Origin of the sequence: Aeromicrobium senzhongii (assembly GCF_014334735.1) — a bacterium.
GTDB lineage: Bacteria > Actinomycetota > Actinomycetes > Propionibacteriales > Nocardioidaceae > Aeromicrobium > Aeromicrobium senzhongii.
Window position 1 is genome coordinate 2,858,177 of the sequence record NZ_CP060587.1, and the last position, 23,094, is coordinate 2,881,270.

Below are 23,094 nucleotides of genomic sequence, written 5' to 3' on the forward strand. Positions count from 1 at the left end.
ACTCAGCCTTCCGCTACGACGTAGACGACGTCGGCGATGCACGCCGGCTTCTCGACGCCGTCGATCTCGACGACGACGGTGAGCACGATCTGCGTGCCGATCGCGATGTCCTGCGTCTCCTTGAGGGTGGCCGTGCCGCGGATCCGCGAGTCGACCGGCACCGGGTGCGGGAAGCGCACCTTGTTGGCCCCGTAGTTGACGCCCATCACGGCGCTCTTGACGGCGTAGATCTGCTGGGTGAAGACCGGGAGGAGGCTCAGCGTGAGATAGCCGTGGGCGATCGTCTTGCCGAACGGGCCCTGGGCGGCGGCCTCGGGATCGACGTGGATCCACTGGTGGTCGCCGGTGGCGTCCGCGAAGAGGTTGATCTTGTCCTGGGTGACGGTCACCCAGTCACTGGTACCGAGCTCCTGGCCGACGGCGGCCTTGAGGTCGGCGATGGTCTCGAATTCACGGGTCATGTCGCGGGTCTCCTGACTAAGCGCTTGCTTAGCCCTCACCGTACCGCGTGATGGTCGTCACGAGCAACGACGTGCCGACATGTCTCCGCTGGACGATTGTCCCGGCGGCACGCAGGTGTGACACTCGTTACCGTGACCCCCGACGTCGGCCCACCGCGCCGTGAGCGCCCCGAGCTGAAGCCGACCCCTCAACTGCGCCCGATGCGCCTGCTGGCGACTCTCGTGACCGTGGCGCTGCTGGTCGGCGCGGGGTGGGCCGGGTGGAAGTACGTCGGCACGAACGTCGTGGCCAAGCAGCGTCAGGGCGAGATGGCCGTGGCGCTCGCCGACGACTGGAAGGGCAACCGGGAGGGCGACGCCGCCACCGACAAGCTCCGGATCGGGCAGGTCTTCGCCGTGCTGCGGGTGCCCCGCTTCGGTGACGACTTCGAGGTGCCCGTCGTGGCCGGGGTCGACGACACGGCCCTGACCTCCGGTGTCGGCTGGTTCCCCGACACCCAGCGCCCGGGCCAGCTCGGCAACTTCGCGGTGGCCGGCCACCGCGTCACCAACGGCCAGCCGTTCAAGAACTTCCCCGACCTGCGCGCCGGCGACCGGGTCGAGGTCGAGACCCGCACCCACGTCTACACGTACGAGCTGCAGAACTCCGGCACGGACACCATCGTCGACTTCACCGACATCTGGGTCGTCCAACCCGTCCCCGAGAAGGCCAAGAAGGCGAAGGACCAGCGCTCCGGCGCCAAGCCCAGCGAGGCCCTCCTGACCCTGACGACGTGCTCGGAGATCTTCCACACCGACAACCGCTCGGCCGTCTTCGGCACGCTGGTCGACGCCAGACACGTCTGACGGTCGCCACCGAGGACCTCAGCTGGTGGTGAGGTCGCCCACCAGCCAGTCGCCGTCGACCTGGTTCATCTCGACCACGACCGCGAGCGCCGCCGGGGACCCCGGCTTGCCGGCGATCGTGCGGTTCTGGTCGACGAATGCCAGGACCCGGACCTTCGAGGTGGAGCACTCCTGGCCGCACTCGAGCGGCGCGATGGTGCGCACCGTGGCGACGACGTCGATCTGACGCTGCCCGGCGGTGGCGACCAGCTGCGGCGCGAGCTCGGAGTACTTCTTCGCGAACTTCTCGGTCATCACCTTCGTCGCGTCGTCGAGATCCTGCTCCACGGTGGCGTGCTTGTACCCGAGCATCTCGGGCAACGCCTTCGAGGCGGCCGCCACGGCGGCGTCCTGGGCGTCGACCTGGTCCTGCGCCGACGCCTCGGCGCGTTGCACGACCAGGAGCGACACGAGAGCGAACACGACGGCGCACACGGCCAGGGCGAGCAGCGCCGTGCCGGCGCGGGGGCGACGGAGCCTCACGGGGCGGCACCTTCCTCAGGAGCGGTGGTCTCGACGGGGATGTTCGCGAAGTTCTCGACGACCCATGCGCCCTCCTGCTTGACCAGCGAGACACGCCACCGGAGCCGGGGCTGGCCGAACTGGACGTCGGCGGGCTCGGTGCTGATCGTGATCGCGGCGATCACCTCGGCGCTGTCGCGATCCATGCTGTCGATGGCGACTTGGCCGACCTTGCCCTTCGAGACGATCTTCGCCGCCTCGAACTTCGCCAGCAGATCACGCGTGGACGCCTTGAACTGCTCGGCCAGCTCGTCGGTGAGCAGCGGCTCGACCCGCTCGACGTACTCGTCGAGGTCGGTGACGTCGTAGGTGTTGATCGCCGTCGCGAACCGCTCGGTCGCCGCGCGCACGTCCTGGCGGCTCGCGGAGTCCGCGGAGGCCGGGATCTGCGGACCGCGGACCAGCAGCGCCGTGCCGGCCGCCAGCGCGACCAGCGCGACCACCACGAGACCGACGACGATCGACCGACCGCGAATCACCGCGCCACCGCGGGACCGAGCATCATCCACTTCCACGACTCCTCGCCGAGATCGAGCGCCGGGGGGATCGTCGAGGTCTCGTCGCCCTCCACCAGCTGCTTCGTCGCCACATCGTACGTGCCCAGGACGACGCCGCCATCGGCTTCGGCGGATGAGGACGACGCGGTCGTGCCAGACGTCCGCGACCCGCGCTCCAGCTTCTGCGCACAGGCGAACGAGCGGTCCCACCTCTCGACCGTGCGGTCGTAGGGGGTGCGCTGCTTGGACTCGGGCTGGTAGCCCTTCAGGCACGGCGAGTTCTCGGGCTGCAGGGACAGGCTCATCCGGGCGGCGAACTGCCCCGTCCGCGAGTCCTTCGCGATGATCGAGAAGGCGCTCTCGACACCGTAGGGCGCGATGACCAGCACGCCGCGGACGCCGGGCAGATTGGCACGGACCACCGAGTTCACGGTGATCGCGTCGTCGAGCAGAGCCGCGATGTCGTCGCCGTTCTCGTCGATGAGGGCCCGCAGGGTCGTGGCCGTCGGCGCACCGGAGTCGATCACCTGGCGCAGGTCCTGGTCGGACGAGCGCACGGCCGTCGACAGGGCGCGCAGGTTCTTGGCGAAGGCGCGGATGTCGTTCTGCGAGTCCACCTGCGTCTGCAGGACGGTCGTCGAGTTCTTGATCAGCGCCGCCGTGACCTCGTACTTCTGGTCGGCCTCGGTGATGAAGGAGTTGGACGAGTCGATGATGGTCCGCAGGTCCTGCGACGAGCCCTCGAACGCGGCGCCCAACTCGGTGATCACGGTGCTGAGGTCCTCGTTGTCCACCGACCCCAGGAGATCGCTGACGTTCGACAGCAGCGTCCGCGTGTCGACGGGCACCTGGGTGCGCTCGCGCGCGATGACGGAGTCGTCGTCGAGGAACGGGCCGCGGTCCGTGCGCGGCTGGAAGTCCAGGAACTGCTCACCGACGGCCGAGCGGCTCGCGATGACGACGTCGGTGTCGGCGGGGATGTCCGGGGCACCCGGATCGACCCGCACCTCGACCTTCACGCCGTCGCCGTCGAGCCACATGTCGGTGACGCGGCCGACGCTGACGCCGCGGTAGGTGACGTCAGCGGTCGTGAAGATGCCGCCGGACTCGGCCATCTGGACGGTCACGGTGTATCCGCTGCCGAAGAGGCGGTCGACGTGGGCGTAGTTGATCCCGATGTAGGTCATCGCCACGAGCGTGCCGACAAGGAAGACGGCCAACTGGACCTTGACGCGCTGGGTGATCATGGCGCGACCACCGTCCCGGCCATGACGCCGGCCACCGAGTCCTCGCGCAGCGCCTCCTTGAGGGCCGCGCGCTCCGCCTCGGTCATGAGTCCGATCGTCGTGGAGAAGTCGGTGTTGAAGTCGATCGAGACGTTCATGTAGTCGCCCATCTGGTAGGCGTTCGCCTCTTCGGGCGTCCGGCCGACGAGCGCGTCCGGGAACGGGAAGGTGGGCAGCACCTCGAGGGAGGTGACCAACGCGTCGCCCGCCGATCCGAGGGCGTCCAGGATCGGCGCGAGGGCCTTGAGGTCGGCCACGACGGCTTCCTTGCTCTTGACGATGACGTCCGACCCGACGGCGCCGAGCTTGGACAGGGCCTCGAGCATCTTGACCAGATTGGCGCGCTGCTCGTTGACCGTCCGCAGCGCGGCCGGCAGGTCGTCCAGCGCGGCGTCGATGGCCTGCTTCTGGTCGTTGGTGTTCTTGGCCAGGCGGTCGATCTGCTCGATCGCCGCGACGATGTCTCCCTTGGAGTCGTCGGCCACGGCGATGAACTCGTCGAGGCGGCGCACCAGCGTGCGGACGTCGGCCTCGCGGCCCGACAGGGCGGTGTTCAGCTCGCGGCTGATGACCTGGGCCTTGCCAAGGGCACCGCCGTTGAGCACGAGCGACATCGCGGCCAGGACCTGCTCGATCTCGGGTGCGTTGCCCGAGCGCGCCAGCGGGATCACGTCGCCGTCGCCCAGTCGGCCCGTATCGCCGCCGCCGTCCTCGGGCGGAGCGAGCGAGACGAACTTCTCGCCCAGGATGGACGTCTGGCGGATCGACGCCACGGACTGGTCGGGCAGCTCGACGTCGCCGTTGACCTTGACCGTGACCTTCGCGCGCCACCCGTCGAGCTCGACCTTGGTGACGCGGCCGACGGAGACGTCGTTGACCTTGACGGCGCTCTGCGGCACCAGGTCGAGGACGTCCTGGAACTCGATCACGACGGTGTACGGGTCGTCGCCGAGGTCGGCGCCGCCGGGCAAGGGCAGGTCGCCCACGCTGGAGACGCAGCCCGAGACGAGGGCGATCGGCGCCACGATGGCCACCAGGGCGTGCCGGGCTCGCAGTCCGGTGATCATCACGACACCCCCATCACTTCGGCCAGCGGGTCGGTCGAGACCGGGTCGGCCTCCTCGGCCGGTGCCCCCTCGGCTGCAGCCGACGAGGGCTTGGCACCCGGCGCGTTGGCGGCGAGCCAGGCCAGGACGTCCTGGAGCGCGTAACACGCCTCTTCGTACTTGGGGTTCTGATCGCTCGCCAGACCGCAATAGCCGACGACGATGTCGGCCTCCGTCAACACGGAGAACTTCCGGTCTATGGAGCCCTTGACTGAGGCGCGAGAGTCGAGCGTGCCGGTCGTGGGGTTGTAAGCGAGCGCGAGGTTGGACAGCGCCTTCGGGCCCTGGTCGAGGATCTTGTTGAGGTCCTTGCGCTGCTTGGCCAAGGAGTTGGTGACGCGCGAGAGACCCTTGACGTTCTTGCGCAGGGCCGTGCGGTTCTCGGACACGTAGGACTGGACCTGCTGCAGCGCGGTCGCCAGCTCTGCGACGGCCAACTGCAGGTCGTCGCCCTCGTCGGCCAGGACGCCCGAGACCCCGGCGAGACTCGTGTTGAAGTCGCGGACACTCTGGTCGTTGGCCTCCAGCGCCGAGACGAAGCGCTCGATCTTCTCGACGGAGGTGAAGAGCTCGGTCTTGTTGCCGTCGACCGTCTTGGTCAGCTTCGCCAGCGCCGCGATGCTCTCGCGGATCTCGGCACCCTTGCCGTCGAGGTTGTCGGCCGAGTTGGCCACCAGGTCGCTGAGGGTGCCGTCCTCGTTGATCCCCTTCGGCCCCAACGTGGTGGCGACGCGGTCGAGGGCGGCGTAGGTGTCGTCGAGCTCGGTGGGGGTCGCCGTCCGCGACTGGTCGAGGTGGGCGCCGTCCTCGAGCTTCGCGCCACCGGTGTACGCGGGCGTCAGCTGGACGAAGCGGTCGCCGACCACCGAGGGCGACACGATGACGGCCTTGACGTCAGCCGGCACCTCGTAGTCCGCGTCCCAGGCGATCCGCGCGCGGACGTTCTGGCCGCGCGGCGTGATCTTCTCGACCGTGCCGACCGTGACGCCCAGGATGCGGACGCTGGACCCCTCGTACAGCGAGACCGTGCGGTCGAAGTCGACGGTGACGACGTTCTCGTTCGCACGTGACAGGACGACGAACGCCGCCGCGGCGACGACGGCCAGACACACGACCGCCACGGCGATCGTCACGGCCCCACGGGAGAACCGACTCGCGAACGCGGACATCACAGACCTCCCGGGACGCCGAGGATGCTCAGCAGGTTGTAGATGTAGGAGTCCAACCACGGCCCGTTGGCGCCGTTGTTGGCGACCATCGCGTAGTACGCGGGCAGCTGCGCGATCGCGGCCTCGATGTTGGCCTCGTTCTGGCGCAGGACCTTGACCACACCGGCCAGGCGGTTCAGCGCCGGCTTCAGGTCGTCGCGGGTGTCGACGACCAGCTTGTCGATCTCGTCCGACATGGCCGTGACGCTGACCAGCACCTGGTGGATCGCGTCGCGGCGCGCCGTCAGCGCGTCGAACAGCACGGTGCCGTCCTCGAACAGCTTGATGAACTCGGCGTTCCGGTCGGCCAGCACACCGGAGATGCCGTCGATGTTCTTGAGGAGCGCCTCGATCTCCTGGTCCCGCTCGGCGAGGTTGTTGGACAGGGCCGTCACGTTCGTGACCGCCTCGCGGAACTCCTCGGGCGTCTTGGCGGCCACCTCGCTGACGGTCTTCAGCGCCTGGGCGAGCTGGTCCTGGTCGATCTCCTGCGTGGTCTCGGTGAGCCCCGAGAACGCCTGGACGATGTCGTACGGGGGCTTGGTGCGTGAGGCGGGGATGACCGCGCCCTTCTCCAGCGTGCCGGGACCCTCGGGCTCGAGACTGACGTACATCGTGCCGAGCAGGGACTTGATCCGGACCGAGGCGCCGGTCTGGCTGCCGAGTCGCTCGCGGTCCTTCTTCATCCGGAAGGTGACCCGCACCTTGTCTCCGCGCAGGTCGAGGCTGGAGACCTCGCCGACGCGGACGCCCGCGAGGCGGACGTCGTCGCCCTTCTTGAGACCGCCCACCTCGGTGAACTCGGCGGCGTACTTCGCTCCCCCGCCGATCACCGGCAGGCTCGAGGCCTGGCTGGCGACGGCGAGCACCAGGGCGATCAGCAGCAGCGCGACGGCTCCGACGGCGGCCGCGTTCCGGTCGCGGAACGGCTTCATGGTCAGCGGCATCGGCTCGCCCCCGGCCCGGTCACGGTGACGCGCTTCGTCGTCTTGAAGGGTCGCTTCTTCTCCCAGCCCGGGACGCCGCTGAGCGACGGCAGCTCGCCGTTGACGCCCACGTCGCACACGAAGAAGCTGAAGAACGAGCCGTACTCGCCCGTGCGGCCGATCCGGTCGATCTTGATCGGCAGGACGCCCAGCGTGTTGTCGAGGTCGCGGAGCGCCTTCTTCGTGCCGACCTTGTCGGTCACGCGGCGCAGGTTCTTGATGTCGGCGGTGAGCGCCGGTCGCGACTCCTTCAGCAGGCCGGCGGTCTCGCCGGTCAGGGTCGCGATGTCGTCGAGTGATCCTGTGAGCACGCCGCGGTCGTCCTTCAGTCCGGTGATGAGCTGCTGCAGGGTCGAGATCGCCGTCGACAGCTCGTCGTCGCGCTCGTTGAACGAGGTCAGGACGACGGTGAGGTTGTCGATGACCGAGCCGATGAGCTCGTCGCGCTCGGCGAGGGTGCCGGTCAGCGACGCGGTGTGCGACAACAGGCTCTCGACGGTTCCGCTCTCGCCCTGGAAGACCTGGATCAGCTCGTAGGCCAGCTGGTTGGTGTCCTCCGGCGACAGCGCCTCGAACAACGGCTGGAAGCCGCCGAACAGGTCGGTCAGGTCGAGCGCCGGCGTGGTCCGGTCGAGGCCGACCGTCTGGCCGGGCTTCAGTCGACCGGCGGGACCGTCGGTGCCCTCGGCCAGCGCCAGGTAACGCTGACCGATCATGTTGCGGTAGCGCAGGGTGGCCTCGGTGCTCTGGGTCAGCGTGATGTCGGAGTCCACGCGGAACGTCACCTCGGCGGTGGAGCCCGATCGCACCCGGACGTCGGCGACGTTGCCGACGCGGACACCGGCGATGCGGACGTCGTCACCCTCGACGAGGCTGGTCACGTCGGTGAACACCGCCTTGTACTCGTGCGTGCGGTCGAACGAGGCGTTGCCGATGACGGCCGCCAACAGGGCCGTCATGACGCCGGTGATCACGAGGAACGCCATGAGCTTCGTGAAGGCGATCGTGGTGCGGCGGTCGAATCCCGTCCTACTCATCCGAGGCTCACCTCCGCGCCACGCAGCACCGGACCGAACAAGGGCTGGGCGATGTCGGGCACGTCACCGGGCTCGACGCCCGTCGCCGAGGCCACGATGGCCTGGATCTGCTGGCGCTCGATCTCGCTGCCCGCCGGGCCGGCGACCGACGGTGTGGACAACGGCGACGTCTTGCCGAGGTCGTCACCGACCCCGAGCTGGCCCATCAGCCCGTCGCTCATGCCCGGCGACGGCCGCTTGCCCGAGTACGGGGTCTTGGGCAGCGTCGCGCAACTGGGCATGACGGAGCTGGGCCCGCCACTGGCCGCGGGCACGCGGGGCGAGTCGCCACCGGCGTACGTCCGCGGGGAGCGCGCCGCGAACTCGATCGAGACGTGCGCGCGCTTGTCGCGGAAGGTGTTGTCGATGGCCGGCTTGAGGCGGTCGATGCCCTTGAGGACGCACTCGATCGTCGGCGAGTAGCGGGCGAGGAGGTCGAGCGTGGGCTGGGAGTCGCGCGACAGGGTGATGAAGTCCTGACCCGAGCGGTCGACGAGCTGCTCGGCGGACGTCGCGAAGGCCGCGGTCTCGGTGAACAGCGTCTGCAGCTGGGCGCGGCGCGCGGTCAGGGTGTTGCCCGTGACGACGGCGTTGCGCAGCGTCTGACCGATGTCGGGCATCGCGTCGGCGTAGGTGTCGGCCGTCTCGCCCAGCAAGGTGATGTCCTTGACGATGTCGTCGGCCAGCGGGGTCATCTTCTGCATGTACGCCGACAACGTCTCGAGGGTCTGACCGACCGACTCGCCCTCGCCGGACAGCGCGTCGGACAACGCCGTGAGCACGAACGACAGGTCGGTGGGGTTCAACGCCGTCAAGAGCGGGTCGAGGTCGGCGAGCAGCTTCTCGACCTCGGTGGGCAGCGCCGCCTGGACGATCTCGTCACCGGCACGGATCGGGGTGCCCGACGACTGTGCGACCGGCTGCAGGTCGATGAACTTCTCGCCGAACAGCGTCTTGGGGGTGACGAACGCCTGGACGTCCGACGGGATCACGCTCTGCTGGTCGGGATCGATCTTGAGGTGGATCACCGCCTCGCCCTTCTCGGAGCTGATGCGCTCGACGCGGCCGACGATCACACCGCGCAGCTTGACGTCGGCGTTGCGGTTGAGCTGCAGGCCGACCCCGTTGCTGCGGATCGTGACCGGGACGTCGTCGGAGAACAGCTTGGTGAACATCGCGTACGTCAGGAACACGCACGCGACGATCAGGCCGATCATCACGACGCCCAGGGCGCGGACGACGGCCGGCTTCTCGAGGGTGGGGACGCGCGCCATCAGCCGGCCAGCCTCACGGTCGTGGTGGTGCCCCAGATCGCCATCGACATCATCAGGTCGGCGACGTTGATGACCACGATCGACGTGCGCACCGCGCGGCCCACGGCCACGCCGACGCCGACGGGGCCGCCGCTGGCGTAGTAGCCGTAGTAGCAGTGGATCAAGATGACCAGCGCGGCGAACACCAGCACCTTGAAGAACGACCAGAGCACGTCCTCCGGTGGCAGGAAGAGGCTGAAGTAGTGGTCGTACGTGCCAGAGCTCTGCCCGTAGATCGCGGTGATGGTGATCCGCGTGGCGAAGTAGGACGACAGCAGGCCGAGCATGTACAGCGGGATGATCGCGATCATGCCGGCCAGCACGCGGGTGGTGACCAGGTACGGCAGCGACGGGATCGCCATCGTCTCGAGCGCGTCGACCTCCTCGGAGATCCGCATGGCGCCCAGCTGCGCCGTGAAGCCGCAGCCGACCGTGGCCGCCAGGGCGATGCCCGCCACGAGCGGGGCGATCTCGCGGGTGTTGAAGTACGCCGAGAAGAAGCCCGCGAAGGCGCTGGTGCCCAGTTGCTCGAGGGCGCTGTGGCCCTGCATGCCCACCTCGACGCCGGTGAAGAACGACATCGCGGTGATGACGCCCACCGTGCCGCCGATGACCGCCAGGGAGCCGCGACCGAAGGTGACCTCCGACAGCAGCCGCATGATCTCGCGCGGGTAGCGCGTGATGACGCGCGGCATCCACGCGATCGTGCGCAGGTAGAAGGCCAGTTGCAGGCCGAGATTGTCGAGGGCGCTCAGGGGCGCGCCGTACACGCGTGTCACGTCGACCACGTCACAACGCCTTCGACGGGACGAGCTGGAAGTACAGGGCACTCATGACGAAGTTGGCCATGAACAGCAGCAGGAACGTGATGACGACCGACTCCATGACCGCCTGGCCCACACCCTGGGGGCCGCCGTCGGCGTGCATGCCCATGTAGGTGGAGACGATCGCGGCGATCAGGCCGAACACGAGCGCCTTGGCCATGCCCTGGTAGAGGTCGGGGGTCTGCGCCAACGCGGTGAACGACGCGAGATACGCGCCGGGCGTTCCGCCCTGGAGCACGACGTTGAAGATGTAGCCGCCCAGCACGCCGACGACGCTGACCAGTCCGTTGAGGAAGACCGCCACGAGCATGCAGGCCAGCACCCGGGGCACGACGAGCCGCTGGATGGGGTCGATGCCCAGCACCATCATCGCGTCGAGCTCCTCGCGGATCTTGCGGGCGCCGAGGTCGGCGGCGATCGCCGAGCCGCCGGCACCGGCCACCAGCAGGGCGGTCGCGATGGGGGCCGCCTCGCGCAGCACCGCGAGCACCGCGGCGGAGCCGACGAACGACTGGGCACCGAACTGCTGGACCAGGCTGCCGGTCTGCAACGCCACGACGGCACCGAAGGGGATCGCGACCAACGCGATCGGGATGATCGTGACCGAGGCGATGAACCAGGCCTGCTGGACGAACTCACGGAACTGAAACGGCCGCCTGAACACGGCGAGCAGCACGTCGGCCCCGAAGGCGAAGAGATTGCCCGCGGTGGAGAGGGGTCCCGTCAGGAACTTGACCATGCTCACCGGGCACCTCCGGGCAGCGAGGTCTGGGGCGGCACGGTGAAGCTGGAGCCGTCGTCGAGGAACGAGCCGGCCGGCGGCACGACCCCGTTGGCGGCGCACCACGCACCCGGTTCGGACTGGGTCGCGCGCGGGCGACCGTCGGACGGGAACAGCTGCAGCGGGATCGGCGGCAGCGGGGGCAGGGTGCTGTGGTCCTCGGCGGCCAGCTCGTCGGCGTCCTTCTCCTCGCTCATGCCGATCGGGCCGACGGTCTGCGCGTTGAGGAACTGGCGCACTGCCGGCTCCTCGCTGGACAGGAGCATCTCGCGCGGGCCGAACATCGACAGGTGCCGGTGGTAGAGCAGTCCGATGTTGTCCGGGACCGTCCGCGCCGTGTTGATGTCGTGCGTGACGATGAGGAACGTCGCCTCGGTCTGGGCGTTGAGGTCGACCATGAGCTGGTTGATGAACGCGGTGCGCACGGGATCGAGGCCGGAGTCGGGCTCGTCGAACAAGATGATCTCGGGCTCGAGCACCAGGGCGCGCGCCAGTCCGGCGCGCTTGCGCATACCGCCGGAGATCTCGCCGGGGAGCTTGTCCTCGGCACCGACCAGGCCGACCATCGACATCTTCTCCATGACGATGTCGCTGATCTCGGACTCGGACTTGCGGGTGTGCTCGCGCAGCGGGAAGGCCACGTTGTCGAACAGGGTCATGGAGCCGAACATCGCGCCGTCCTGGAACAGCACCCCGAACAGCTTGCGGATCTCGTAGAGGTCCTTCTCGCTGCAGGTCGCGATGTCGACGCCCTCGATGAAGATGTGGCCCTCGTCGGGCTTGATCAGACCGATCAAGGTCTTGAGGAACACCGACTTGCCGGTACCGGAGGGTCCGAGCATGACGCTGATCTGCCCGGCGGGCAGGCTCAACGAGACGTCGCGCCAGATGGTCTGCTTGCCGAAGGCCTTCGTCAATCCTTCAACTCGAACTTCGACACCCATCAGGGCTCCTTACCAAGGGGGACTGAACCGCCTCCGGGGCGGCCACACAGGATCGGGACGTCAGGCCCTGCGACGTCGCGACCGGAGGACGAGCGCGATCCGCGCCAGGACGAGTGCGCCGAACACGCCGAGCAGGCCCGGGCCGAACGGTGAGCCCGTCGCGGGGAGCTCGGTCGTCCGGTACGAGCCGCCGCCGCTCGCCGCGTCGGCGGGGCTGACGCCGTAGTTGTCGTCGTTGTACCCGTCGATCTGGGTGACGGGAACCGGCTCGCCGGGTTCGATCACCTCCGGATCGGTGCCGCTGCCGTCACCGGGGGTGTCGCCATCACCGCCGGGGTTGGTGGGGTTGGCGTCCGCGGCCGGCAGCGGGCACTCGGTCTCGCTGCAGCCGGCGCCGATCTTGATGGTGCCGATGACGCGCGAGGCGGCATCGCTCTTGTCGCGGATGCAGTTGAGGTCGGCCTTGTCGATCGCGCCGATGACCGGCGGGTTCATCTCGGAGTGCAGGACGAACTGCGGGGGCATCTGGACGTAGATCAGGCCGTTGCCGCCGTCGACCTGGGGCACGGGGACGGCGCTGACGTCGCCCTCGGCGACGATCGCCACCTCCTGGTCGGGGCGCAGGTCCACCCAGTTCTTGACGACGAGGTTGCGGACCGGCTCCTTGCGCGTCTCCAGCAGGCCGGCGCCGGGCGCCACGGCCTGCAGGATGGTGTCGGAGGTGGAACCGCCCTTGACCTGGCGGACCTTCATCGGCCCGTACAGCCGGTTGACCAGCTTGGGCGGGAGGAAGAGGGTCAGCTTGGCCTTCGTGGCCGCGACCGTCTCGCCGGGCTGCACGCTCTCGGGCAGCGTGGTCTCGGCGGTGACGTAGAACTGCTGCGGGCCCTGGAGCGAGGTGTTGATGACGGAGTTCGTCGCCTTGCAGGTGTACCCGACCCGCTCGACCTTGGCGTCAGCCGCGGTGGCGGTGGGTGCCAGCTGCACCAGTCCTGCGGCGACCACGCCGGTGGCGATGGTGAACCGAAGTCCTCGACGTACTGCTGAGGCGCTCTTGCGCATCGGGTCTCCTCGCTTCAGAACAACGGATCACCCGGAGGTCTCGGCTGTGACCCGGGCAACGTCGAAGACTGTAACCTCTAGTTGCACTGTGATGCAAGCCACTTTACCGGGGTGTGACCTCAGGTGCCGATGAGGCGAAACACCACGGGGAGTGCGCCCAGGACCGCCGCGGTAGCGAGCGCCGCGACGTCGAGTCGGGTCCACACCGCGGGCTCGGCCCACGTGCGCCGATGAGCCGAGGCGAATCCCCGCGCATCCATCGCGATCGACGTGCGCGTCGCCTCGCGCATCGTGTGGACGAGCAGCGTGAACGCCATGGCCCCGGGCCGGCGCGGCAGATGGCGCGCCCGCCGTACCCGTTCGAGCTCGTGCCACGTCTGCCACACCCCGGTGACCCGCTGCAGCGCCGCCGAGAGCGCCGCCGCGAACCGCCCCGGGAACCGCAGGGTCTGCGCGAGGTAGTCACCGAGCCGCGCGACGTCGACGTAACCGACCGCCACCGCACCGGGCCACGTCATCACGAAGGTGCGCAGGCCCGCGACCGCCGCCACCTCGAGGTCCCGTCCGCCGAGCAGCCAGGTGGACCACGTGATGCTGGCGACCGGCAGCGCGACCAGGGCCAGACACAACGCGGGGTAGCGCCACGACGGCACCAGGAACGCGAGCGTGACGACGTACACGGCAACGCACACCAGCGCGACCGGCAGCGTCCGGATGGCCGGTGACCCCAGCGCCGCCGTGAGCGCGATCGCCACCAGCACGATGGGGTTGAAGCGGGTGATCAGTCCGGTCACGCGACGACCACCCCGTCCTTGAGGACGACGTCGCGATCGCGCGGCAGGTCGGCGTCGTGGGTCGACACCGCCACCGTCGCGCCGCAGCCGGCGGCCGTGCCCAGCCATCCCGCGACGACGGCCCAGGTGCCCCGGTCCTGCCCGACCGTCGGCTCGTCCGCTAGCACCAGGCCCGGCCGGTGCGCCACCGCCGCGGCGAGGGCGAGACGACGCTGCTCCCCGCCGGAGAGCCGGTACGGATGGTCGTCACCGCGGCCGGGCAGGCCGATGACCTCGAGCAGCGCATCGACGTCGACCGGGCGACCCAGCGCACGGGGCGTGGCCTCGAGCTCCAGGCGCACGGACCTCGCGACGAAGCCGACCTCCGGATCCTGCGGACACCACCCGAGCTCGTCCGGCCCGGTCCGGTGCCCCGACACGGGTTCCAACAGTCCCGCCAGGCCCAGCAGGGCACTGGACTTGCCCGCACCACTGGGCCCGACGAGCGCCGTGGTCGTGCCCGGCGAGAGGGTGAGCGTCAGCGCATCGACCGCGCGCGTGCGCTCGGTGCCTCGCAGCGTGCGGGTGACCTGGTCGATCACGAGGTCGCGCGCCTCGACCGTCGCCTCGACGACCGGCCGGACCAGCTCCGCCGGGATCGTCGCCGGCACCGGCGCGGGACGCCCGGGCATCCAGAGTGCGTCCGGCACCGCCGCGCCCAGGAACTCCGCCACCGAGCCGTCGAGGACGACCCGCCCCGCATCGAGGACGATCACCCGGTCGACGTGGTCGAGCCAGGGCTCGAAACGGTGCTCGACGACGATCAGGGTCCGATCGCCGACGACGCGCAGCACGGAGTCCCGCACCTCCGCCGCGAGGTCCGGGTCGAGCATCGACGTGGGCTCGTCCAACAGCAGCACGTCGGGTCGGGTCGCCAATGCCCCCGCGAGGGCGAGGCGATGACGCTCACCGCCCGAGAGCGCGCTGGTGAACCGATCCAGCTCGTGGCGCAGGCTCACCGACTCGAGTGCGGCCCGGACCCGCCGCCAGATCTCGTCGCGCGGCACACCCAGGTTCTCGGGCCCGAAGGCGACGTCCCGGCCGATCCGGTCCGCGACGATCGACGAGGACGGGTTCTGGGTGACCATGCCGATCCGGCCCGAGACCTCGACCGACCCACTGGACTCGCCCACCAGCGTCGCGCCCAGGGCGCCGGCGGCCGCATGGAGGGCGGTGGACTTGCCTGAGCCGCTCGGGCCCACCAGCAGGACCCGCTCACCCGGCTCGACCGTCAGGTCGAGTCGGGTGAGCACCGGCCGGGACGCGTGCGACGGCGTCCAGGAGTAGTCGCGGAACGCGAGCGTCACGGTCGGCCGGCAGGGAAGGAGTCGAGCGCTCCCGCCTGTGCCAGCCGGCGGACGAGCAGCCAGCCGCCGAGACCCGCGATGACGATGCCGGAGACGGTGAAGAAGCCGAGGTAGGCCAGGCGCCACTGCAGGTCCCAGTCCGGCCAGTAGTACTGCCACTCGTAGAGGCAGGCGAAGACGGCCGCGAGAGCACCGGCGAGCATCGCGGTCACGACGTCGAAGCGGCGGTAGAGGAACAGGGCGAAGATCAGCTCGGCGCCCAGACCCTGGACGATGCCGGACAGCAACACGGTGCCGCCCCAGGCGGTGCCGCCCAGCACGAACATCGAGATCATGGCGGCCACCATCTCGGTGGCGAAGGCCGCGCCGGGCCGGCGGACGATGAGCCCGCCGACGACACCGGCGATCAGCCACATCCCGGCGAGCAGGCCGGTCGCGGGCTTGAAGCCCACCGCCGCGCCCAGGTCGATCACGTCGTAGAACTTGCCCCATCCCCAGAAGACGACTCCGAACGCGACGCCGAGCATGGCGATCGTGACCAGGTCGAGCGTCCGGTATCGGATGGAGGTGGAACGGATGGCAGATGTCATCGTGACTCCCTTCGCCGGTGCTAACCGGAGCAGGTTCAAGGGTCTGCGGCTGTTCCGCACTCTCAGCGCCCTCTGCATGGCGCTCCCCTGTCGTGTTCGGCCAGCCTAACCGTTCCCGGCGCAGACGTCAGCGGGGGCGGATCCGAAGATCCGCCCCCGCCTCGGTCCTACGGACTCAGTCCCGACGTGCCCTGCGGCGCATCAGCACGACACCCGCACCGGCGAGGACCAGGACGCCACCGAGGGCGGCCAGGCCGGCACTCGGACCGCCGGTGGAGGCGAGCCAGTCGGAGTCGTCGTACGCGTCGTCGTTCGACCAGTCGTCATCGCCGCCGGCATCGGCGGCCACGATCTCGATCGGGATCGCGGCGATGACACGACCGTTGTTCGCCAGCTCGACCGTGTGCTCGCCGAGCGGCGCGTTCTCGGGAACGCGCACGGACGCGTGGCCCGACACGTCCACGGTCCGCGTGCCCATGGCGATCGGATCGGAGTGCAGCTCGAAGGCGACCTCGCGACCGACCCAGTTCTGCCCGAAGGAGAACGTGAGCACGTCACCGGGCGACACGACGTCGGAGCTGATGAGCTCCGGCGCCTCGCTTCCGGCTCCGTCCGTGGGCTCCGTGGTCGGCTCCGACGTGGGCTGGCCGGTCGGCTCGGACGTCGGCTGCGACGTGGGCTCCGACGTGGGCTGGCTGGTCGGCTCGGACGTGGGCTCCGAGGTCGGCTGCGACGTGGGCTCCGAGGTCGGGGAGGTGACCGGGTCGCCGTTGACCGGGATGCTGCCGAGATCGAGGTCAGCCGGTCCCGTGCAGGTCAGGTCCGAAGGGATCGTCTCGCCCGCCGCGGGATGGATGGTCGCCTTGACCGTGAACCCCTGGGGCATGCCCAACTCGACCGTGCCGACCGCCGAGGCGGGCGTGGTGATCGCGGGGACCTCGCCCGAGGCGGGAATCAGCCACGGCGCGTTCGTCGTCTGCGGGATGTCGGTACGCGGCGCCGCCAGTCGCGGGATCGCCACGGTCGACGTCTGTCCCCCGGTGGTGAGGGTGATGGACGAGTCCGTCGAGGCACCTTCGGCCGCGACGCCTCCGAGGAGGTCCACCGTGGAGGCGCGCAGCTTCTCGGGCATCGTCAGCGTGATGCCGACCGGACGCGGGGAGATGACCTCGCCCGGACGCACCGACCCCGGAACCGTCGTCTCGGCGAGGACTCCGACCTCGTGGAGGCCGAGGTTGAGGCCGCCGGCCGTGACCTTGCATTCGTAGTTGAAGCTCTTGGACAGATCCACCGGACCGGCGGGCGGCGGGTCAGTCGGGTCCGTGGTCGGTTCCGTCGTGGGCTCGGTCGTCGGCTCCGTCGTGGGCTCGGTCGTCGGCTCGGTCGTCGGCTCGGTCGTCGGCTCCGTGGTCGGCTCGGTCGTCGGCTCCGTCGTGGGCTCGGTCGTCGGCTCCGTGGTCGGCTCCGTCGTCGGCTCCGTCGTGGGCTCCGTCGTCGGCTCCGTCGTCGGCTCCGTCGTCGGCTCCGTCGTCGGCTCCGTCGTGGGATCCGTGGTCGGTTCCGTGGTCGGCTCGGTCGTCGGCTCCGTCGTCGGCTCCGTCGTCGGCTCGGTCGTGGGCTCCGTCGTGGGCTCCGTGGTCGGCTCCGAGCTGGGCTCGGTCGTCGGCTCCTCGGTCGGCGTGACGCCGATCGATCCCAGGGTCAGGTCCTTGCCGGCGACGGCGGTGCAGGCCAGGGTCGCCGGAACCTGGTCATCGGGCGCGGGGGCGGCCGTGTAGATCGTCGCGACGACGTTGAACGCTGCCGGCAGGCCGACGTCGACCTTGTCCACGGCGTAGTCGGGCACGGTGATCTCGGGCACGGTGCCCGCCGCGGGGATCGTCCACGGCGCGTTCTCCTCCTGCGGGATGTCCCGGCGCGGCGAGGAGAGGTTGGGGATCGCCACGGAGGTGGTCTGGCCGCCGGTCGTGAGAGTCACGACCGAGTCGGTCGACCCACCGCTGGCCGCGACGCCACCGACGAGGTCCACCGTCGACGAACGCAGGACCTCGGGCATCGCGAGAGTGATGGTGACCGGGGTCGGCGCGATCTTGTCACCGGGGCTGACGCTCTCGGGCACCGTCGTCTGGGCGCGCACGCCAACGGGACGGTTGCCGAGGTTGAGGCCACCGGCCTTGACGACACACATGTAGTCGAAGCTCTTGTCGAGCGTGGTGTCGGCGCTGGCAGGACTGAAGACGCCGCCACCGACGGCACCGACGAGCACCACGGCACAGGCGGCGGCAGCGGCACTGACGCGGCGGGACGGTTGGAGCAAGGTCACGAAATGAATCCCCTCATCGATGGCCTGCGCAACGGACACGAGGCCGAACACGGCGTGTGATCCACCTCACCATAAGTGCTGTAACTCCCAGTGACAACATCTTTTGCAAGACGACTCGCCCTGCCGTCGTCCCCGGATCGACCACAATGGGCCCATGCCCTCCGTGCGTACCCCTGATCCGAATCCCGGCTGGCTCTCGGAGTTCCAGCTGGAGGAGACCCGCTCTCGCGTCCCGATCCTGTACGTCGAGGCGGTGCCCGTCCGGCTCGACAGTCTCGGCCAGGTCGAGCAGGTCGGCCTGTTGCTGCGCGGCTCGGCCACCACGGGCTCACTGGCCCGCTCGTTCGTGTCGGGCCGGGTGCTCCACGGCGAGCCGATCCGCTCGGCGCTCATGCGCAATCTCGAGAAGGACCTCGGCCCCACGGCGTTCCCCCAGCTGCCGGCGAACATCGTGCCGTTCACCGTCGCCGAGTACTTCCCGATGCCCGGAATCACCCCGCTGCACGACGCGCGCCAGCATGCCGTCGCGTTGGCGTACGTCGTGGCCGTCACCGGCGAGTGCGATCCCCGCCAGGACGCGCTCGAGCTGAGCTGGCTCACGCCGCAGGAGGCGCTCTCCCCCGCGATCCTCGACGAGCTCGAGGGCGGCCGCGGGATCCTGCTGCAGCAGGCGATGGCGCACCTCGGCGCTCTGATGTGACCGGGCGGGTGGACGGGCGGCGCCCCAACCCCTGGCTCATGCTCACGGCCGCGATGGCCGCCCAGGTCACGGCCACCGCGATCGTCTCGACCCCGCTGCTACTGATCCCGTTCCTGCACCTGGACCAAGGCCTGTCGCTCGTCGCGAGCGGTGGCCTGGCTGCCGCGCCGACCGTCGGCACCCTGCTGACGCTCGTGGCCTGGGGCGCGGTCGTGGACCGGGTCGGCGAGCGCATCTCGCTCACCGCCGGGCTGCTGATCCTCGTGGCCGGCAGCGCCGTGGCCCTGACCGGCGCGCGCGCCGACGAGGCGACCCTCCTGGCCGCCGGGTTCGCCCTGTGCGGCGTGGGGGCGAGCAGCTCCAACTCCGCCAGCGGCCGCCTCGTCGTCGGGTGGTTCCCGGCCGAGCGACGCGGGCTGGCGATGGGCATCCGCCAGACCGGTCTCCCGCTGGGCGTCGGCCTCGCGGCACTCGTCGTCCCGGGCTGGGCCGACCAGCGCGGCATCGCCTCGGTCGTGGGCCTGTGCGTGGGCCTGGCCGTCGTCTCGACGATCTTCGTCGGGCTCACCGTCGTCGATCCGCCGCGGCCCCGGAGCTCCGATCCCGTGGCCGCGGCGAACCCCTACCGCGGCGACGTCCGCCTGGTGCGCATCCACGCCGCGTCGGCACTGCTGGTGATCCCGCAGTACGTGGTCTGGAGCTTCATGCTGCTGTGGCTGATCGACCGACACGGCTGGAGCGCCGCGGCCGCCGGAGCGCTCTACGCGGGATCCCAAGTACTGGGGGCGGCCGGACGCGTCGGCGCCGGCTGGTGGTCGGACCGGGTCGGCGACCGCCTCGGCCCGATGCGGCAGGTCGCGACCGCCGCGACCGTGGTGATGGTCGCCCTCGCGGCCTTCGACGCGACTCCCCTGGCCATCGCGGTCATGGTCGTGGCCGCCGTCGTCACGGTGGCGCCCAACGGGCTGGCGTTCACCGCGGTCGCCGAGATCGCCGGCCCGTTGTGGTCGGGACGCGCCTTCGGGATCCAGAACACCGGCCAGTACCTGACGGCCGCAGCGGTGCCTCCGTTGATGGGCGCGGTGATCCAACATGCGGGCTACGGCTGGGCCTTCGCGGGAGCCGCGATCTTCCCCCTGTTCGCGATCGCGCTCGTACCTGTTGCTACTCGCAGGTAACATCTGGGCAGGCCTTTGGCAGGCCTAACTCAGCAACGCTGATCGCCGCAGATTAGGGTCAGCACAAACTGCTTGAACCGCGAGAGGAATCGGCATGGAACCGATCAACATCATCGCCGGCGTGATCACTGTGGTCTCGACGGCGTTGGCGGTGTACTACCTGGCACCCGGCATCAAGCGGATGCTCGGAGTCATCCGCGCCGGCACGCCTGCGTACGGACGCACCGACAACCCGAAGAGCCGCACCAAGAACATGCTGGTCGAGACTCTCGGTCACACCCGCATGCTCCAGTGGCACTGGGTGGGCATCTTGCACTGGGCGGTGTTCTTCAGCTTCCTGATCCTCAGCACCGCGGTCGCCACCGCGTACCTGCAGGTCTGGAACCCGCACCTGGTGCTGCCGCTGATCGGACACTTCTTCCTCTTCGAGTGGGTCAGCGAGGCCATCTCCTGGCTCGGCCTGATCGGCATCGCGGCTCTCATCGTGATCCGCCAGCGCAACCACCCGCGCAACCTCGGCCGCAAGAGCCGCTTCTTCGGCTCGCGCTTCGGCCAGGCCTACTTCGTCGAGGCGATGGTGGCGCTCGAGTGCGGCGCCGGCATCCTCATCCGCGGCGCCGAGTACCAGCTGATGAAGCTCGAGGGCGACAGCCATGCCAGCGCCTTCCACTTCCCCACCACGAGCTGGATCGGCGAGACCCTCTGGTCCGGCCTGTCCGTCACCGGCCTCGAGGCCGCCATCTCCATCATCGCCGTGGTCAAGGTCGTCTCGGCCACCGTCTGGCTGATGGTCATCGGCAAGAACCTCACGATGGGTGTCGCCTGGCACCGCTTCCTGGCCTGGTTCAACATCTACTTCAAGCGCGAGTCCGACGGCAGCACCGCACTGGGCGCCCTCGTCCCCCTCTACGTCGGCGGCAAGCCGCTCGACCTCGAAACCATGGAGGACATGGAGGAGGAGGAGTTCGAGAAGCTCGGCGTCGGCAAGGTCGAGGACTTCTCCTGGAAGAGCATCCTGGACTTCTCCACCTGCACCGAGTGCGGCCGCTGCCAGAGCCAGTGCCCCGCATGGAACACCGAGAAGCCGCTGTCGCCCAAGCTGCTGATGATGGGCCTGCGCGAGCACGCGTACGCCAAGGTCCCCCTGCTGGGCGCCGATCCCGAGACGCTCACCGAGGAGCAGCAGCGCGAGCTCGAGCGTCCGCTCATCGGCACCGAGGACCTCTTCGGCGTCATCGATCCCGACGTCCTGTGGTCCTGCACCAACTGCGGCGCCTGCGTCCAGCAGTGCCCGGTCGACATCGAGCACGTCGACCACATCGACAACATGCGCCGCTACCAGGTGCTCGTCGAGTCGAACTTCCCCACCGAGCTCAACAACATCTTCAAGGGCTTGGAGCGCAAGGGGAACCCGTGGGGCATGAACCCGCGCGACCGCATGAAGTGGGCCGAGGACCTCGACTTCGAGGTCAAGCAGGTCGGCGTCGACGTCGAGTCCCTCGACGAGGTCGAGTGGCTGTTCTGGGTCGGTTGCGCCGGTGCGTTCGAGGACCGCGCGAAGAAGACCACGCAGGCGGTCGCCGAGCTGCTGGACATCGCGGGCGTCACGTTCGCGGTGCTCGGTGACGGCGAGACCTGCTCCGGCGACTCGGCTCGCCGCGCCGGCAACGAGATCGTCTTCAAGCAGCTCGCGATGGAGAACGTCGCGACGTTCGAGGAAGTCAACGTCAAGAAGGTCGTCTCGACCTGCGCGCACTGCTTCAACACGCTGAAGAACGAGTACAAGGAGCTCGGCGTCGAGCTCGAGGTCGTGCACCACACGCAGCTGCTCAACCGCCTCGTGCGCGAGAAGAAGCTCAAGCCGATCGCGCCCGCCGCTCCCGCGGCGAAGGTCACCTACCACGACCCGTGCTTCCTGGGCCGCCACAACCAGGTCTACTCGCCGCCGCGCGAGCTGATCGGCGCGACCGGTGCGGACTACGTCGAGATGGATCGCGCCAAGGAGACCTCGTTCTGCTGTGGCGCCGGCGGCGCCCGCATGTGGATGGAGGAGAAGATCGGCTCGCGCATCAACATCAACCGCACCGAGGAAGCCATCGGTACGGGTGCCGAGAAGATCGCCGTGGGCTGCCCGTTCTGCCGCGTCATGCTGGCCGACGGCCTCACCGCCAAGCAGGCCGACGACGAGTCGCTGCTGAACGTCGAGGTGCTCGATGTGGCGCAGCTGCTGCTGCAGGCCGTCAAGCGCTCGGAGGAGGACGTCGTGGCCGAGGCCGAGGCGCTCGCCGCCGCGGCGGCCGACTCGCACGCCGCGGGTGACGAGCCCGAGGACGCCGAGCCGGGCCCGGAGGCGACGGCCGACGCCGGCACGCTGACGGACACCGAGGACGTCGGCGCTGCCGCCGACGCCCACGAGTCCGCCGAGGCGCCCACCGACGCCGGTGCCGACCTCGACAACCCCGAGGGCGACAGCCGGGCCGCGGACGCCGAGGTGGCCGCGAAGCACAACATCGCGGTCGACGACCAGGGCACGGCGGGCGGCATCTTCGAGTCCGGGGACGCGACGCCCGAGGGCGCTGCCGACGCCGAGGGCACCAAGCCCGTCTCCGTGGCGACCGAGCCCGAGGACGAGCCGGCCCAGTCCGATCCCGAGCCCGAGGCCGTCGGCACCGCGGTGTCGCAGCCGGAGTTCGGCTCCGAGGACGGGGCCGACCAGCCCGAGGCTGAGCCGACGCCCGAGCCCGACGCTGAGCCCGCGGCCGAGCCGACGCCCGAGGAAGAGCCGAAGGCCGACGCCACGCCGGCGACCGAGCACGAGCAGCCGTCGCTGCTCGACTCGATCGAGGACGAGCCGAAGCCCCACACGGCGGCCGAGGACGAGCCGAAGCCGGAGCCGCACCCCGAGAGCGGCGACACGACCAACCCCGACGCGGAGTCGGTCGTGTACGACGACCCGAGGCCCGAGATCCCGGCCGAGAAGCACGCCGAGCCCACCCCCGAGCAGGAGGAGCTGGCGGCCATCACGCCCGTCGAGGATGCTCCGGCACCCGATCCGGTCTCCGAGGACGCCGCGCCCCTGAGCGAGGCGAACCCCTCGGGCGAGGACCTGAGCGGATCAGCGACCGACGCGTCGAACGTCGAGAGCGACGACACGAAGGCCTGACGGCCCTCATCCGACATCGCGCCAGTGCCCCTCAGGGGCGCTGGCGCGA

Annotated in this window: 21 protein-coding genes and 1 riboswitch; of the genes, 4 read left to right on the forward strand and 17 right to left on the reverse strand. The window is 69.7% G+C overall.

Annotation, left to right across the window (positions count from 1 at the left end; genetic code table 11):
• Positions 1 to 2: 2 nt before the first annotated feature.
• On the reverse strand, positions 3 to 461 hold the full coding sequence (locus H9L21_RS14015; RefSeq protein ID WP_154597497.1) for a MaoC family dehydratase: 459 nt from the start codon (positions 459 to 461) through the stop codon (positions 3 to 5).
• Positions 462 to 593: 132 nt separating this feature from the next.
• On the opposite strand from H9L21_RS14015, the gene H9L21_RS14020 reads away from it, so the two are divergent.
• Complete coding sequence (locus H9L21_RS14020) at positions 594 to 1,307, forward strand: class E sortase (protein WP_154597496.1); 714 nt, start codon at positions 594 to 596, stop codon at positions 1,305 to 1,307.
• Positions 1,308 to 1,325: 18 nt separating this feature from the next.
• On the opposite strand, the gene H9L21_RS14025 is transcribed toward H9L21_RS14020, so the two are convergent.
• The 16 genes from H9L21_RS14025 to H9L21_RS15565 all read right to left on the reverse strand — a co-directional run bounded on the left by H9L21_RS14025 (position 1,326) and on the right by H9L21_RS15565 (position 18,004).
• Positions 1,326 to 1,829 (reverse strand): hypothetical protein, encoded by a 504-nt coding sequence (locus tag H9L21_RS14025; protein ID WP_154597495.1) that lies wholly within the window; start codon positions 1,827 to 1,829, stop codon positions 1,326 to 1,328.
• Positions 1,826 to 2,347, reverse strand: coding sequence for an Rv1363c family protein (locus H9L21_RS14030; protein WP_154597494.1), 522 nt, complete (start codon positions 2,345 to 2,347; stop codon positions 1,826 to 1,828). The genes H9L21_RS14025 and H9L21_RS14030 overlap by 4 nt, the downstream gene beginning before the upstream one ends.
• Positions 2,344 to 3,612, reverse strand: coding sequence for an MCE family protein (locus H9L21_RS14035; protein WP_154597493.1), 1,269 nt, complete (start codon positions 3,610 to 3,612; stop codon positions 2,344 to 2,346). Before H9L21_RS14035 ends, H9L21_RS14030 begins: the two co-directional genes overlap by 4 nt.
• On the reverse strand, positions 3,609 to 4,718 hold the full coding sequence (locus tag H9L21_RS14040) for an MCE family protein (protein ID WP_154597492.1): 1,110 nt from the start codon (positions 4,716 to 4,718) through the stop codon (positions 3,609 to 3,611). Before H9L21_RS14040 ends, H9L21_RS14035 begins: the two co-directional genes overlap by 4 nt.
• On the reverse strand, positions 4,718 to 5,890 hold the full coding sequence (locus H9L21_RS14045) for an MCE family protein (RefSeq protein WP_187411586.1): 1,173 nt from the start codon (positions 5,888 to 5,890) through the stop codon (positions 4,718 to 4,720). Before H9L21_RS14045 ends, H9L21_RS14040 begins: the two co-directional genes overlap by 1 nt.
• A 35-nt stretch (positions 5,891 to 5,925) precedes the next feature.
• A complete protein-coding gene (locus H9L21_RS14050) occupies positions 5,926 to 6,912 on the reverse strand; it encodes an MCE family protein (RefSeq protein ID WP_154597490.1) in 987 nt (328 codons plus the stop codon).
• Positions 6,903 to 7,988, reverse strand: coding sequence for an MCE family protein (locus tag H9L21_RS14055; RefSeq protein WP_154597489.1), 1,086 nt, complete (start codon positions 7,986 to 7,988; stop codon positions 6,903 to 6,905). The genes H9L21_RS14050 and H9L21_RS14055 overlap by 10 nt, the downstream gene beginning before the upstream one ends.
• Positions 7,985 to 9,301, reverse strand: coding sequence for an MCE family protein (locus H9L21_RS14060; RefSeq protein WP_154597488.1), 1,317 nt, complete (start codon positions 9,299 to 9,301; stop codon positions 7,985 to 7,987). The genes H9L21_RS14055 and H9L21_RS14060 overlap by 4 nt, the downstream gene beginning before the upstream one ends.
• Positions 9,301 to 10,119: an MlaE family ABC transporter permease gene (locus H9L21_RS14065; protein ID WP_255467072.1), complete on the reverse strand. Its 819-nt coding sequence runs from the start codon at positions 10,117 to 10,119 to the stop codon at positions 9,301 to 9,303. The genes H9L21_RS14060 and H9L21_RS14065 overlap by 1 nt, the downstream gene beginning before the upstream one ends.
• A gap of 10 nt (positions 10,120 to 10,129) precedes the next feature.
• Positions 10,130 to 10,903, reverse strand: coding sequence for an MlaE family ABC transporter permease (locus tag H9L21_RS14070; protein WP_154597566.1), 774 nt, complete (start codon positions 10,901 to 10,903; stop codon positions 10,130 to 10,132).
• 2 nt (positions 10,904 to 10,905) lie between these two features.
• Positions 10,906 to 11,889, reverse strand: coding sequence for an ABC transporter ATP-binding protein (locus H9L21_RS14075; RefSeq protein ID WP_154597487.1), 984 nt, complete (start codon positions 11,887 to 11,889; stop codon positions 10,906 to 10,908).
• 60 nt (positions 11,890 to 11,949) lie between these two features.
• Positions 11,950 to 12,951: a DUF6801 domain-containing protein gene (locus tag H9L21_RS14080; protein ID WP_154597486.1), complete on the reverse strand. Its 1,002-nt coding sequence runs from the start codon at positions 12,949 to 12,951 to the stop codon at positions 11,950 to 11,952.
• Positions 12,952 to 13,070: 119 nt separating this feature from the next.
• Entirely contained in the window at positions 13,071 to 13,745 is a 675-nt protein-coding gene (locus H9L21_RS14085) for an energy-coupling factor transporter transmembrane component T family protein (RefSeq protein ID WP_154597485.1), read from the reverse strand.
• Positions 13,742 to 15,091, reverse strand: coding sequence for an ATP-binding cassette domain-containing protein (locus H9L21_RS14090; protein ID WP_187411587.1), 1,350 nt, complete (start codon positions 15,089 to 15,091; stop codon positions 13,742 to 13,744). Before H9L21_RS14090 ends, H9L21_RS14085 begins: the two co-directional genes overlap by 4 nt.
• Positions 15,088 to 15,681, reverse strand: coding sequence for an ECF transporter S component (locus tag H9L21_RS14095; protein ID WP_154597483.1), 594 nt, complete (start codon positions 15,679 to 15,681; stop codon positions 15,088 to 15,090). Before H9L21_RS14095 ends, H9L21_RS14090 begins: the two co-directional genes overlap by 4 nt.
• Positions 15,671 to 15,780: riboswitch (TPP riboswitch) on the reverse strand. (Overlaps the previous gene by 11 nt.)
• 76 nt (positions 15,781 to 15,856) lie before the next feature.
• Positions 15,857 to 18,004, reverse strand: coding sequence for a DUF6801 domain-containing protein (locus tag H9L21_RS15565; protein WP_304518637.1), 2,148 nt, complete (start codon positions 18,002 to 18,004; stop codon positions 15,857 to 15,859).
• Between the two features lie 154 nt (positions 18,005 to 18,158).
• On the opposite strand from H9L21_RS15565, the gene H9L21_RS14105 reads away from it, so the two are divergent.
• The 3 genes from H9L21_RS14105 to H9L21_RS14115 all read left to right on the forward strand — a co-directional run bounded on the left by H9L21_RS14105 (position 18,159) and on the right by H9L21_RS14115 (position 23,045).
• Positions 18,159 to 18,704: a DUF4916 domain-containing protein gene (locus H9L21_RS14105; RefSeq protein WP_154597482.1), complete on the forward strand. Its 546-nt coding sequence runs from the start codon at positions 18,159 to 18,161 to the stop codon at positions 18,702 to 18,704.
• Positions 18,701 to 19,882 carry an MFS transporter gene (locus H9L21_RS14110; RefSeq protein ID WP_222865796.1) on the forward strand — a complete coding sequence of 394 codons (1,182 nt, stop codon included), beginning with the start codon at positions 18,701 to 18,703 and terminating at the stop codon, positions 19,880 to 19,882. Before H9L21_RS14105 ends, H9L21_RS14110 begins: the two co-directional genes overlap by 4 nt.
• A 94-nt stretch (positions 19,883 to 19,976) precedes the next feature.
• Complete coding sequence (locus tag H9L21_RS14115) at positions 19,977 to 23,045, forward strand: heterodisulfide reductase-related iron-sulfur binding cluster (RefSeq protein ID WP_154597481.1); 3,069 nt, start codon at positions 19,977 to 19,979, stop codon at positions 23,043 to 23,045.
• Positions 23,046 to 23,094: the final 49 nt, after the last annotated feature.

Coding starts and splice junctions, on each gene's coding strand:
- H9L21_RS14015 (WP_154597497.1), bottom strand. CDS start 461: ATGACCCGTGAATTCGAGACCATCGCCGACCTCAAGGCCGCCGTCGGC.
- H9L21_RS14035 (WP_154597493.1), bottom strand. CDS start 3,612: ATGATCACCCAGCGCGTCAAGGTCCAGTTGGCCGTCTTCCTTGTCGGC.
- H9L21_RS14040 (WP_154597492.1), bottom strand. CDS start 4,718: ATGATCACCGGACTGCGAGCCCGGCACGCCCTGGTGGCCATCGTGGCG.
- H9L21_RS14050 (WP_154597490.1), bottom strand. CDS start 6,912: ATGCCGCTGACCATGAAGCCGTTCCGCGACCGGAACGCGGCCGCCGTC.
- H9L21_RS14055 (WP_154597489.1), bottom strand. CDS start 7,988: ATGAGTAGGACGGGATTCGACCGCCGCACCACGATCGCCTTCACGAAG.
- H9L21_RS14060 (WP_154597488.1), bottom strand. CDS start 9,301: ATGGCGCGCGTCCCCACCCTCGAGAAGCCGGCCGTCGTCCGCGCCCTG.
- H9L21_RS14070 (WP_154597566.1), bottom strand. CDS start 10,903: ATGGTCAAGTTCCTGACGGGACCCCTCTCCACCGCGGGCAATCTCTTC.
- H9L21_RS14075 (WP_154597487.1), bottom strand. CDS start 11,889: ATGGGTGTCGAAGTTCGAGTTGAAGGATTGACGAAGGCCTTCGGCAAG.
- H9L21_RS14080 (WP_154597486.1), bottom strand. CDS start 12,951: ATGCGCAAGAGCGCCTCAGCAGTACGTCGAGGACTTCGGTTCACCATC.
- H9L21_RS14095 (WP_154597483.1), bottom strand. CDS start 15,681: ATGACATCTGCCATCCGTTCCACCTCCATCCGATACCGGACGCTCGAC.
- H9L21_RS14105 (WP_154597482.1), top strand. CDS start 18,159: ATGCCCTCCGTGCGTACCCCTGATCCGAATCCCGGCTGGCTCTCGGAG.
- H9L21_RS14115 (WP_154597481.1), top strand. CDS start 19,977: ATGGAACCGATCAACATCATCGCCGGCGTGATCACTGTGGTCTCGACG.